Origin of the sequence: Jejubacter calystegiae, from assembly GCF_005671395.1 — a bacterium.
Classification (GTDB): Bacteria; Pseudomonadota; Gammaproteobacteria; order Enterobacterales; family Enterobacteriaceae; genus Jejubacter; species Jejubacter calystegiae.
Map to the genome: position 1 here is coordinate 652,466 of NZ_CP040428.1, position 13,272 is coordinate 665,737.

The following is a 13,272-nucleotide window of genomic DNA, read 5'->3' on the forward strand; positions in this document are numbered from 1 at the left end:
GTAACTTCAGCTGTCACAGACCATAATCCAGGGAGCAGGTAATTACAAATATCCCGGAAATAAAATGCGATGCTACGCAACAACTTAGCTGGGAAAATGCCATACTTGCCCCCCGGATAAATTAGGGTACAGGCCATGTCACAACCAAACATCGACATCTAGCTCAGTAACATTACACCCATTTTCCTTTATTAAACAACATCATTTTAACAACATTAAATTAACTTTATTTTAATTTATAAACGCCGTCACATTATGCTGAAAATAAGCTTTATTGATGTAAAGCGTCGATTCCATAACATTATTTCACCCGACGCCCTGGCAAAGATTTGCATAAAAATTCATTAAAATGCATAATTGACGCTATCCCCGTCTCTGTTATGGATCTATCAATATGAGAACGCCCGCCAGACAAGAAGAATTAGTCAGAGCCTTTAAGGCGCTATTAAAAGAAGAGAAATTCAGCTCCCAGGGTGAAATCGTCCTGGCGTTACAGGATCAGGGCTTCGAGAATATTAATCAGTCGAAAGTGTCGCGCATGCTGACAAAATTCGGCGCGGTACGTACCCGCAATGCAAAAATGGAGATGGTCTATTGCCTTCCGGCTGAGCTGGGCGTACCAACCACCTCCAGCCCGCTGAAAAACCTGGTGCTGGATATCGACTATAACGATGCAGTCGTGGTGATTCATACCAGCCCTGGCGCTGCGCAACTGATTGCCCGCCTGCTCGATTCACTGGGTAAATCAGAGGGGATCCTCGGCACCATCGCCGGCGATGATACTATCTTTACCACCCCGTCGCGCAACTTTTCCGTCCGTCAACTCTACGAAGCCATTCTGGTGCTTTTCGATCAGGAGCTGTAAACCGCCTGCCTCCACCGCCTGACCGCGGTGGCCCCCTTTTATTGTCACAATCCCGCTATTTTTTACCGTTCGTGCTTTCAGCTCAGCGGCGACCCGTTAACACGCCATCAAAAGGCACAAAAAATCCATTTCCTGCATCTATATGATTTTCTTATAAAAAAAATAAAATAAAGTGATAAGAATGACGTTTTTATAACTAAATAGACTTAAAACTAGTTTTATTAACATAAAATTTCATTGTTTATAGTTAATCAGGTATTAATTTCATGCGTTATTAGTGTATACTTGATTTTGTGATGAGGGTCACGAAACAAAGGACCCAAACAGAAGAATTCGACGAGGTAAACCTTATGAACATCAAAACTACCGTAGCAACTGTAAGTCTCCTTTCCATGCTGTCATTTGGCGCTTTCGCTGCCAGCTCGATCAACAGCGAACAGGCAGAAGGCCGCCAGCCGATGGGGACCATCTCCGTCAGCCAGATCGGCAGCTCACCGATGGATATGAATAGCGAGCTGAGCAAAAAAGCAGATAAAGAAGGGGCTTCCGCATATCGCATCATCGAGGCCCGCTCCGGCTCCAGCTGGCACGCCACCGCAGAACTCTACAAATAAACCCTCGTCGTCTTGTCCGACGACTTGCCCCCCAACACTCGGGGGGCTTTTTTTTGGTTCATCGCGGATTAGCGTGGAGTATTCGAAAGCGGAAGCTAAAAACCGGCAGAATATGATGATGCGGTGGCTGTTCCGTTCACTTTTCGTGACTGCTGCTCTGTTGATTCACCGGTTCCGGAACTGGCATAGGCAAAATCACCTTAAGGTGAACGGAACCTTCTCCACCATTGCATATTCATCAAGACAAATGGGCTAACCACCATAACTCCAGTTTCACGCTAATCCGCGATGAACCTTTTTTTATGCGCCATCCTGGAACTGATTAAAACGCAATCGCCCTTCCAGCTCTTCTTCCGCTTCATCAAACAGCAAAATCAACGCCCCATAGCGCCTGCGTTCCCGCTCACCCAGGTGCGTAAACACAATCTCCAGCGGCAAAGGAAGCTCACTCCCCGTCACCACATCCCAGAGCTTATCCAGATTACTGACCCGGCCGTTCTGTAGCCCAAACGCCCGGTTGAATTGATAGAAGAAGTCGGCCTGATTGGTTATTTCACTGAAATTAAATGAATAGCGTTTCATTGGTTTGCTACCGCTGTTAACAACGGGGCGGCGGCCACCGCCCCTTATCGATTACGACAAACCGCCCAGATGCAGCGTTTTCACTTCCAGGAACTCTTCCAGGCCCAGCACCGAGCCTTCACGCCCCAGACCCGACTCTTTCACGCCGCCAAACGGACCGAGCTCGGTAGAAACCGCGCACTCGTTAATCCCCACCATACCGCTTTCAAGCGCCGCAGAAACGCGGAATACCCGCTGGAGGTCACGGGTATAGAAGTAGGCGGCAAGACCGTATGGCGTGTTGTTGGCGCGCTGGAGCACCTCCTCTTCAGTGCTGAAGCGAAAGCAGGCGGCGACCGGTCCAAAGGTCTCCTCCTGCGCCAGCAGCATCTCGTCGCAGGCATCCGCCAGTACCGTGGGCTGCCAGAAGTTGCCACTCAGCGCATGGGCGGCACCGCCGGTCAGGATCCGGGCGCCTTTGCCGCGAGCATCTTCCACATGTTCACGCACTTTATCTACGGCAGCGGGCTCAATAAGCGGCCCCACATTAACGCCCTCTTCCAGACCATCTCCCACTTTCAGGCGACGGACCGCCTCGGCCAACTGGCTGACGAAGCGCTCGTAAACCCCCTCCTGGATGAAGAAACGGTTAACGCTGACGCAGACCTGTCCAGCATTGCGGAATTTGTTGGCGATAGCGCCTTCTACGGCTGCATCAATATCTGCATCATCAAAAACGATGTAAGGCGCGTTGCCGCCCAGCTCCAGCGAGATCTTTTTCACCGTCTCCGCCGCATTACGCATCAGGGTTTTCCCCACGGCAGTAGAGCCGGTAAAGGAGATTTTACGCACGTCGTGACTTGCCATAATGGCATCGCTGATCTCCGGCGTGTTACCCGCCACGGCGTTGAGCACACCATCCGGAATGCCCGCTTTTTGGGCCAGCGCCAGTAAGGCGAACGCACACAGCGGGGTGTTATTCGCGGGCTTAATCACGCCGGTACAGCCAGCAGCCAGCGCCGGACCCAGCTTGCGGGTCAGCATCGCCATAGGGAAATTCCAGGGGGTAATAGCCGCCACCACGCCTACCGGTTCACGGGTCGCCAGAATCCGCGAGCCGGGCTTCACAGACGGGATAATTTCACCGTTAGCCCGCTTAGCCTGTTCGGCAAACCATTGAATAAAGCTGGCAGCGTATTCGACCTCGCCAGCCGCTTCCTTCAGCGGTTTTCCCTGTTCGACGGTCATCAGGCGTGCCAGCCACGCTTTATGCTCCAGAATCAACTGATACCAGCGGTAGAGAAGTTCGCTGCGCGCTTTTGCGGGTTGCGCTCGCCAGGCGGGAAAAGCACGGGCCGCCGCCGCGATGGCCGCCTGGGTTTCAGCCTTCCCAGCCCGGGCCACCCTGGCAATAGTCTCGCCGCTGGCGGGATTAAGCACCTCGAAGGTCTCTTCAAGGCTACGCCATTCGCCATTTACCAGGTAGCCGGTTCGGAACAGTTCATGATCCTGCAATTTCTGGTCGCTCATACTCTCTCCTGATATCTCAGTTTCCGTTCGCGGGCATTAAGTATAGAAAAGCCGACGCACAGGCGTCGGCTATTCCCCCGCAGAGAGCATTAATTATCCGTCAGCGCATTCTGATATTTACGCAGGATGCCGACCAGACGCCCCACCGGTTCAGTGACCTGAGGCGGCGCTTCCCAGACCCGCAGTTTCTCCTGATAGATATCCAACTCATCCAGCAACTGACTAAAGTGACGGCGCCGCTTGCCATCGCTGGAGGCCGAAATAACCCGATCCGCCGTACGCCTTAACTGGCGGTGGAAGTTAGAGAGATCTTCGTTGATCGGAATGGGGGCATCACGCAGACGCTGGTGCGCAATAATCAGCGTCAGCGCCAGGCGGAATTTGGCGATATCCCCCGGGAATTTGTTGAGCAGCAGAAACAGTTGCTGGTAAAGCGCCGGAAGATGATTCTCTTTACGACGCGCCCTGTTGGTGGTCATTGAGGAAACCGCCGCCGACACAAACTGGTTCAGCAGCATACGCCCGGTGCGCGCTTTCGAGTTATCGCGGATCACCAGGATGACCACCATCGCCAGAATAACCCCCACCAACTGGCCCAGCGAGCTGTCCAGGAAGGTGTTGAACTCGAAGGTCATCGGGTTATCCAGCACGATAGTGTTAATGGTCCCTGCCAGTAGCGCTATAGAGCCCAGACGCCGTTTTTGCACCTCAATACCGATGAAGAAACCCAACAGCGCCAGACTAATGCAGAGCAGCAGCATGCTTTGCTGCGTCGAAGGGAGCACCACCAGGAAGTAGAAACAACCCACCGGCAGCGCCGCCACCATGCCGTAAACGAAGTCGAGCGCCATCATACGCGGGTCAGGCATACGCATTGCCAGCGCAGTCACCACCGCAATCATCACCATCGCCGAACTGCCGGAAGTCCAGCCGGTCCACAGCCAGAACAGCGCCCCCACCATGCAGGACACCGTGGTACGCCAGAAGTTGACCATCGCATGATGGCGCTCCGCCGATTCGGGCTTCACAACCGGCTCACCGTTGAGTATCTCTTCTTCTACCGCGCTGATGCGGGTATTACTGATAACGCCGCGCTTAAGCAGCAGATAGCGGGTAGCCGCTCCCACCCAGCTGTAGAGCGTGACCGGGGTATCCACCTCGCCGGTCCAGGAGAAGATCCGCCGAATACGTTTCAGGTTGCGGTGCACGTCCGCCACGGTCTCCACCGGTTCGGCAAACAGTTCCCGGTACTCCAGGGGGAAGGCCTCAGGACGGGTATTCTGGATCAGAAAGGTTTCACAGGCCTGCGTGATCATCGTCAGCGACAGGGTGTTGATCGCGTACAGGCGACGATTGGCCCGCGACCAGCGCGATGATTCAATCTTCAGGTTACTGCGCATTCCCTGCAGCATGGTGGTGCGTCGTACCAGGCCGCTCCATGCCTTGTCCACCTCATCGCGATCGCCATGCGCCAGGCAGAGCTGCATCAGCCGGTATTGATCCACCAGCAGGCCATCAAGTTCTCTGTCGATCTCGCGCTTGATCGAGCGAGGAGAAAACAGCAGATCGGCCACGATGGCGCAGACGATCCCCAGCACAATTTCACTACAGCGTTCGACGGCAAACTGCGGCGCCAGGAGCGGCTCATGTTCAATCGTAATAACAATGATCAGCGCGGTATAGCCGGACAGCCCCCAGGCATAGGAGTTTTCAACCTTCACCAGCGAGGAGATCCAGGTACAGAACCCGGTCCACAGACAGGCCACCATAATCATCACTACCGGCGCGCGAATCAGTCCGATAATAATCACCAGCGAGGCGATACAGCCGATAAAGGTACCGACAATACGCAGCATACCGCGGTAGCGAATGGCACCGGAATAGGGTTCGCCACCAGCGGCAAAGGCGGGCCCCGCCGTCACAATGGCTGCCGTCAGTACTGCCCAGCGCGGCGTTTCCAGCTGGAAGTGAAATCCCACGAACAGCGCCAGCACCAGCGCCGTTGCCAGTTTAATGGCGAAGCGCAGATGCACTGGCGCAATGCTATACCATCCCATAACGGTTAACCGAACTCACGCAGCCGGTGTAGCAGCTTCATAAAGGGCGACATCTCATCGGTATTGCGATCTTTTTCGCCCGTCACCACTACCGTTGCCGTGGTTCCGGCAGGCCAGGTGTTTCCGGTCTGTTTATCCAGATGGATACGCACTGGCACGCGCTGAGCCAGACGAACCCACTCAAGGTTAGAGTCGATCGTCGCCATCCCTTTAGTGTCGCTAGTGCTGCTGGCATTGGTCACCCCGGCCGCGACGCTATCCACAGTGCCCTTCAGTACATGGTTGCTGCCCAGCGGCGTGATCTCGACCCGATAACCCGGGCGTACACCTTCCAGTTTGGTCTCTTCCATATAGGCCTGAACGTAGAAAGAGTCCTTCTTCACCAGCGCCACGGCGGTGGAACCGGTGGTAATATATTCACCGGCGTAGACATTCAGGTTGGTGATCCAGCCATCGGAGGGCGCACGAATCACGGTGCGATCCAGGTCTATCTTCGCCAGATCGCGAGCCGCTTCCGCCTTGGCCAGCTCGTGCAGCGTCGTTTGCAGGCTGTTGTTGTACTGATCGATATCTTCCTGAGACGTTGCCAGAACCCCCAGCTTGTTACGGCGGGCGGCCTCGGTACGTTTCTCTTTAACCAGTGCCTTATAATAGGAGACGTTCGCCTCTGCCTCGTCCAGCGCCTTGGTATAGCGCGGCTGGTCAATCACAAAGATAACCTGCCCCTTATTCACCAGTTGGTTATCGTGCACCTTTACATCTGTCACCAGGCCGCTGACATCAGGGGCAAGGGCCACCACATCGGCAGAGAAGCGGGCGTCACGGGTCCAGGGCGACTCGGTATAGAAGCTCCAGATACGAAAGATAGCGATGAAAGCCAGAACGACCAGCACCAGCGTAATGGCCGTACGGGCGATATTTCTTGTTAGTGTTTTCACATCAACCTCAGACAAACAGGCGCGAAATCAGCCAGAACAGGCAGCAATATAGCGCGGTGTTAAACAGCGCAGGGTGCCAGACAAAGTCATAGATCCCGGTTGGAACAAGCAGGCGCCTCACCAGCCAGAACAGGGCCAGTGATAACAGCAACTCAAAAAATATCGGTGGGAAGGACAAACCAAACACCACGATAACCGGAAATAAACTCATGTTAATCCTGGAGACAAAAGCAGATAAATTATTATGTACCACAAACTGCGACAGATTTAATGGCCTGGATGGCCGGGCGAGAGCGCAGCGCAGGTTTTGTTAATAATAATATATTAACGTAACTGTTATGCTGTTATCTATAATCCGTGATCTAAATCACTTTTAAGCCAGAGTGAATAATGGAAAGACTAAAGAGCATGGCGGTTTTTGCCAAGGTGGTGGAGCAGGGCTCTTTCACCTCCGCCGCCAGGCAGCTACAGATGAGCGTTTCCGCCATCAGCCAGACCGTATCTCGCCTGGAAAATGAACTCCAGGTAAAGCTGTTAAACCGCAGTACCCGTAGCATTGGACTGACCGAAGCCGGAAAAATCTACTACCAGGGCTGCCGTAAGATGCTGTACGAATCCCAGGAGGTACACGAACAACTTTACGCCTTTAACAACACGCCTATCGGTACCTTGCGTATCGGCAGTTCTTCAACCATGGCACAAAATGTCCTGGCGGCGATGACCGCAGAAATGTTGCGGGAGTACCCGGGGCTGACGGTCAACCTGGTGACCGGCATCCCGGCACCGGATTTGATTGCCGACGGTCTGGATCTGGTGATTCGGGTCGGCGCTCTACAGGACTCCAGTCTGTTTTCCCGCAGATTGGGCAGCATGCCGATGGTGGTGTGCGCCGCCAAAAGCTATCTGGCCAGAACCGGCATACCGGAAAAACCCGCCGATCTCACCAACCACGCCTGGCTGAGCTACAGCGTCCGACCGGATAACGAATTTGAACTGGTGGCGCCGGAAGGGCTCACCATCAGACTACATCCCGAGGGACGCTTTGTGACCAACGATCCCATGACGTTAACGCGCTGGCTGAGCGCCGGTGCCGGTATTGCCTATGTGCCGCTGATGTGGGTGATCGACAGGGTCGACAGCGGTGAACTGGAGATTCTGTTTCCCCGTTACCAGTCCGATCCCCGGCCGGTGTACGCGCTCTATACCGAAAAAGATAAGCTGCCGCTCAAAGTGGAGGTATGTATTAACTATCTGACGGAGTACTTTGTGAAGGTGGCCCAGCTCTACCAGGCGATGCGCGGTCGCAATGGCCATCAGGAGGCGCACTAAGCCCGGCGCTGATCGGCGCCAGGCTCAGCAAGATCAGGCGGTGCCACCCACGGTCAGGCTGTCCACCTTCAGGGTGGGCTGACCTACGCCAACCGGCACGCTCTGCCCTTCCTTACCGCACACTCCGACACCGCTATCCAGCGCCAGGTCATTACCGACCATCGAGATCTGCTGCATGGCTTCAATACCGGAGCCAATCAGGGTCGCCCCTTTCACCGGCGTCGTGATGCGGCCTTTTTCGATCAGGTAAGCCTCGGAGGTCGAGAAAACGAACTTCCCGGAGGTAATATCCACCTGACCGCCGCCGAAATTCGGCGCGTAGATACCGTAGTCCACCGACTCGATAATCTCCTGAGGCGTGGAGCGACCGGCCAGCATATAGGTATTGGTCATACGCGGCATCGGCAGGTGGGCATAGGATTCGCGGCGACCGTTGCCGGTCGGCTTCACGCCCATCAGGCGGGCGTTCAGCTTATCCTGCATATAGCCCTTCAGAACGCCGTTTTCGATCAGCACGTTATACTGTCCGGGAACCCCTTCGTCGTCGATCGCCAGCGAACCACGGCGATCGGCCATAGTGCCATCATCCACTACGGTGCACAGCTCAGAGGCGACCAGTTCACCCATACGCCCACTGAATACCGAGGTTTCGCGACGGTTAAAGTCCCCTTCCAGACCGTGCCCCACCGCTTCGTGCAGCAGGACGCCCGGCCAGCCGGCCCCCAGCACCACCGGCAGGGTCCCTGCCGGCGCCGCCACGGCAGAAAGATTCACCAGCGCCATCCGCACCGCCTCTTTGGCCCAGGCTTCGGCCCGAATTTCACCGTCGGTTTCCGCCAGGAACCACTCATAGCCGAAGCGACCGCCGCCGCCGCTGGCACCACGCTCGCGCTTACCGTCCTGCTCTACCTGCACGCTAACGGAAAGACGCACCAGCGGGCGTACATCCGCCGCCAGCGTTCCGTCGGTGGCCGCGACCAGAATCAGTTCATAGACCCCACTCAGGCTGGCGGTCACCTCCTGAACGCGGCTGTCGGCAGCCCGGGCGGTATTATCAACCCGGCGCAAAATATCCAGCTTCTCTTCCCGGGTCAGGCTGGTCAGCGGATCGACCGAGGTATAGAGCGGAGAATGGACAACCTCGCCAAGGGTATGGGCGCGCCCTTCCCCCTGCTCGCGTACGATGCTGCGAGCCGCCTGGGCGCTCTGCTCCAGGGCCAGCAGGCTAATCTGATCGGCATAGGCAAATCCGGTTTTCTCGCCGCTGATGGCGCGCACGCCAACGCCCTGATCGATATTGTAAGAGCCGTCTTTAATAATGCGGTCTTCAAGTACCCAGGATTCGTGATAACTGGACTGAAAGTAAAGATCGCCGTAGTCGAGACGGCGCTCGGAGAGCTGGCCGAGAATGGAAAACAGATCCTGATGATTCAGGCCATGCGCAGACAGCAATTGCTCACTTACCAGCTTCAGACTCATCGTTTTTGCTACTCATTCAGTTGTTGCCCCGTCACAGGGCTCAGGGTTTATCAGGTGAGCTTGAGGCAATTCCCGGCTCGCGTCAAATCATTGGGCCGGGCTGGTCCGCGGCTGGCGCAGCACCTCATTAATTTGCGGCTGCGCTACCGGCCCGGAGATCCGGTAGCGCAGCACCGAGATCTTGTTCCACAGCGGACTCAGCACCTGGCTGGCGGCAAACACCGCAGCGCCGACGATGGGGTTAACCGCAAAGGCGGCAGCCACGCCGACAGTGGCGGAAATCTCAGGCGCCACCACCGCTTCCATATCCAGGCGGCGACGTACCAGGTCGACCGAACCTTTCATGGCGATATCCGCTTCCAGACCATCCACCAGCGTATCGTCAGTATGCAGAATGCCGTCTTTAATCCAGGCGGTGCTGCGAATGGAGTCAAAATAGAAACCATCGCCAAAGGTATCACTGAAGTCGAAGCGCAGCTTGCGCAGCAGTGCGTCGAAGCTCAACAGACGTAGTAATTGCCCCGCGTGACCAGTCCCCAGATCGGCGATCTGCCCCTTGCCCAGCCGGGCATGAATAATCCCGTTCAGCGTCGCTTCATCGGGCTGCCAGGGCGCCTTACGCCAGTGCAAATCGTAATCCAGATCAAACGAAGAGCCCTGAACCGGGGTCTTTACACCGAAGAAGCCGGCGGCGGCATCCAACTGCTTGCCTTTCAGCTTGCCCTTCAGGGAGGTCCGCGGCGCGGCGGGGTTATTCACCCACTCACCGTTGGCGGTCAGGCTGGCGAAGCCGGTATCGACCAGACCCTTGTTCAGCTTCAGGGTATTGCCGCGAATCGCGACATCAGCGTCAATACGGCCGTACTTCTGTCCCCACAGCCAGCATTCAGCACAGCGCAGGTTAAGATCCGGCCAGCCGTTAAAATCGATAGCGGATACCGTTTCCGGTATGCCACTGGCCCCCGACTGCCCGCTCTGCATCTGCCCCGGGTTATAGTAGAGGTACTTAATCGCTGCTTCCCAGGGCGCATTATCATGCATCGTCAGGGTTCCGTTGATTTCACGCCCGCTGACGTTAATCCGGGTACCGCCGGAGACCGGCGCTGAAGTCAGGCTCAGGTTGTTCCAGCGCTGGCCCCCCATCATCAATGCTGGTGTGCGCAGGGTCACCGCCTGAGGCCACTGCATTTTACTGCTGACCTCCTGCGCCGCCCCCTGACGGAACAGCGCCAGCCACTCGGCGCCGTCCAGCGCGGGCAGGTTCAGCTCCGCGCCGGGCTGAGCCGGTAGCGGCGGCAGAGTTTTACTGTCGGAGACCCACACGGCACGATCGAGTTCCAGCTTCTTATTCAGCAACCAGCGGCTATTGAAATGGCCGTTGCGACCCAGGCTACCGGTCAGGTCAAAGTGACGCAGATCGCCTTTAGCACTGACTGCTACAGGCAGCGCTTCACCAGCAGGCTTATCCATTGGCGCAGGTAAGCGACTGCTCACTCCTTTCAGATCGCCGTTTAAATCCACCTTGTAACTGGCATCGCCACGGTACGGCAGCTGAATATCCACTTTACCGTGCCAGGGGAAGGTGCCGGACAGCGCGCTATTCACCTGCGGCGGCAGTACGCCCGTCTCCGCAGGCCGCCAGTTCCCCTGCATATTGACGCCCACCTGGTAGCTGTTTTCGCCCTGATGGGTGGAGAAATCCAGATTCAGGGGCTGATTAAACCAGCGCGCGTTCAGCGGACCACTATTCAGGTTGCCGTTCTCGAAGCTGAAGCTGCCGCTCAATCCTTCCAGCGTGCTGTCGATGGGCTTCACAAACAGGGCGTTATTGTTCAGGCGCACGTCGCCTTTGGCTGTGACCATCTCGCCATCCAACGGGATATCGAGATGTAAGCGTGCATTCACATCGCCGCTAAGCTGGAGTTCGTCAAGAGTCGCCCCCAGGGAATCATGCAGCGGCGTCTCTTTAAAATAAGGCCCCACGGCGCTACCGGGGCCGTTGATATCCGCATCGATCAGCAGTTTTTCGCGGGCATAGTCGGGAATGGCCGCTTTCAGGTTAGTCGCCGTCACCCCGCCAAGCGCCACCTTCGGGGTCTTCATCCACAGCCCGTCGTTAAGGAAGTCGAGCTCGATATCGAGATTTTCCAGAGCTGGCCAGCCCGGCTGGAAGGCGAAAGTGGCGTTACGCAACGGCACCAGCACCTCAAACTGCCCCTCGTTATGTTCATAGGGGAACAGATGGGGATTACCGCCATAGACCAGGGTGGCATTATCAACCTGACCGCCCTGAATCGCACCGCTCAGGTAGTCGACCAGATGTTTGCCCATCAGGTTTTCCGGGAAGTAGCGCCAGGCCTGCCCGCCATCGGGGGTGCGAATTCCGGCGACAATCCCCAGCCAGGGATCGTCGCCTTTGGGTTGACTGTAGCGGAAGTCGCCATTCGCCCACAGGGAGTTGGCCTGCACATCAATGCCGCTCCCCCGCAGGCTGAAGCCCTGTTCATCATGACGCCAGTCCATGGTCGCGCTGCCGCGGCTCACCTCCAGCGGCGCCCGAAACACGCCTTCATAAGGCATAATCGCGTCATGCAGCCCAACGATAAGCCGACCATTTTCCAGGCTGCCGGTAACGCTGCCTTCCACGTTCTGCGCCCCGGGAATCAGCTTCCACTGTTTCCAGGACAGATCGCGCCAGCGTCCCTGTAAACGGGTCTTTTCCATATGCTGGACGGGGATATCCAGCGCCAGTTTTTCAAACATGCCCTGCGGCTGCATCTGGCGCCAGATGTCGCTGGCCTGCGGGGTAAATTTATCAGCGATTGACAACAGCGGTCTGACAGAAGCCAGTGCCAGGTTGTCCGCCCGGATCCGTACCTCTTCATCGCGCTGCGCGGTTTTCGGCAGCCAGGCCAGCGCCAGTTCGCCTTTCGGCCAGTGTCGATCGTCAATCGCGATGCGGGTATCAGGGATCGCCAACTGCCAGCCGCCATCCACCTGACTGATATGGGCAGTCAGATTGTCCACTGTCAGACGATGAGTGCCGCTCTCTCCCGGCCAGGAGGCCCCCCCCTGCTTCAGTCGGACATCGCCGCCGCTGACCTCGCCGCCATCAAGACGCATCCAGCCCTCCAGGCTAAAGCGCGCATCGGTCAGCGCCACTTTCTGATTCATCCAACGGCTGAGCCACGGCTTCACATCGACATTGTCCGCCTGCAGCCAAACGGTCCCGTTATCCAGCAGCCCCTCTTCATCACGCAGATCCATACGCACCTGCACAATGCCGTGCTGATTGTTAAAGCTCGACAGACTTATCTGGCCTTCCGCACGGTGGCGGTTACGGGTGTTAAGCCAGGTCAGTTGGGGGATAGCCAGTTCAGCGCGCTCGCCGGAAGGGGTCAGAAAACTGACGCTACTGTCGCGCAGATCGAAATGATCGAACTGGTTCAGGAACAGATCGTTCAGGTTATCGGTTTTAACATTATCGCCGTCCCCCCGGCTTAACGGGGTATTGGTGCGAATATGCAGTTGCCAGAAGGTGAGATTGCGGAACTGCCAGCGCAGTCGCAGCAGGCTCTGCCAGACATCTAATGCCAGAGTAACCCGCCGAACCTCCAGGTGACCGCCGTCTTTAAGGCCGACTTTGATATCCCGTGCTTCCAGGGTCGGGCCAAAGTTTTGCCAGCTGGCATTGAGCTGCGAGGCGGAAACGGGCACGCCGCTCACCGCCTCGATTTTCGCCAACAGCGCCGGACGCCAGCTGTCCAGATACGGCAGCGCCAGGCGCAGACCGCTGACCAGCAGCGCGATGATTACAATCAGCGTGGCAGCCGTGAGCATCAAAATGCCCGGCAGTCTCCTCACCCTTCACTCCTTGTCTGCCGCCGCAGCGGAACTCT

At 56.6% G+C, this 13,272-nt stretch carries 10 protein-coding genes; 3 read left to right on the top strand and 7 right to left on the bottom strand.

Annotated features, from left to right (window positions below):
• The first annotated feature begins 394 nt into the window (after positions 1–394).
• Positions 395–865, top strand: coding sequence for a transcriptional regulator ArgR (argR, locus tag FEM41_RS02995; protein ID WP_138094312.1), 471 nt, complete (start codon positions 395–397; stop codon positions 863–865).
• A 350-nt stretch (positions 866–1,215) separates the two neighbouring features.
• Positions 1,216–1,479: a peroxide/acid stress response protein YhcN gene (yhcN, locus tag FEM41_RS03000; RefSeq protein WP_138094314.1), complete on the top strand. Its 264-nt coding sequence runs from the start codon at positions 1,216–1,218 to the stop codon at positions 1,477–1,479.
• A 300-nt stretch (positions 1,480–1,779) separates the two neighbouring features.
• On the opposite strand, the gene FEM41_RS03005 is transcribed toward yhcN, so the two are convergent.
• From FEM41_RS03005 to aaeX, 5 genes are all read right to left on the bottom strand, one after another.
• A complete protein-coding gene (locus tag FEM41_RS03005) occupies positions 1,780–2,061 on the bottom strand; it encodes a barstar family protein (protein ID WP_138094316.1) in 282 nt (93 codons plus the stop codon).
• 51 nt (positions 2,062–2,112) lie between these two features.
• On the bottom strand, positions 2,113–3,570 hold the full coding sequence (locus FEM41_RS03010; protein ID WP_138094318.1) for an NAD-dependent succinate-semialdehyde dehydrogenase: 1,458 nt from the start codon (positions 3,568–3,570) through the stop codon (positions 2,113–2,115).
• Positions 3,571–3,659: 89 nt separating this feature from the next.
• Positions 3,660–5,627 (bottom strand): p-hydroxybenzoic acid efflux pump subunit AaeB, encoded by a 1,968-nt coding sequence (gene aaeB, locus FEM41_RS03015; protein ID WP_138094320.1) that lies wholly within the window; start codon positions 5,625–5,627, stop codon positions 3,660–3,662.
• A 5-nt stretch (positions 5,628–5,632) separates the two neighbouring features.
• A complete protein-coding gene (gene aaeA, locus FEM41_RS03020; RefSeq protein WP_138094322.1) occupies positions 5,633–6,565 on the bottom strand; it encodes a p-hydroxybenzoic acid efflux pump subunit AaeA in 933 nt (310 codons plus the stop codon).
• A 7-nt stretch (positions 6,566–6,572) separates the two neighbouring features.
• Positions 6,573–6,776 carry a p-hydroxybenzoic acid efflux pump operon protein AaeX gene (gene aaeX / locus FEM41_RS03025; protein ID WP_138094324.1) on the bottom strand — a complete coding sequence of 68 codons (204 nt, stop codon included), beginning with the start codon at positions 6,774–6,776 and terminating at the stop codon, positions 6,573–6,575.
• Positions 6,777–6,955: 179 nt separating this feature from the next.
• Between aaeX and aaeR the strand changes: the two genes are divergently transcribed.
• Positions 6,956–7,894, top strand: coding sequence for an HTH-type transcriptional activator AaeR (gene aaeR, locus FEM41_RS03030; protein WP_138094325.1), 939 nt, complete (start codon positions 6,956–6,958; stop codon positions 7,892–7,894).
• Between the two features lie 33 nt (positions 7,895–7,927).
• On the opposite strand, the gene tldD is transcribed toward aaeR, so the two are convergent.
• Together tldD and yhdP are read right to left on the bottom strand one after the other, a co-directional pair.
• A complete protein-coding gene (gene tldD, locus FEM41_RS03035) occupies positions 7,928–9,373 on the bottom strand; it encodes a metalloprotease TldD (RefSeq protein WP_138094328.1) in 1,446 nt (481 codons plus the stop codon).
• 87 nt (positions 9,374–9,460) lie between these two features.
• Positions 9,461–13,237, bottom strand: a complete 3,777-nt coding sequence (yhdP, locus tag FEM41_RS03040; protein ID WP_138094330.1) for an AsmA2 domain-containing protein YhdP — start codon at positions 13,235–13,237, stop codon at positions 9,461–9,463.
• Between the last annotated feature and the right edge of the window lie 35 nt (positions 13,238–13,272).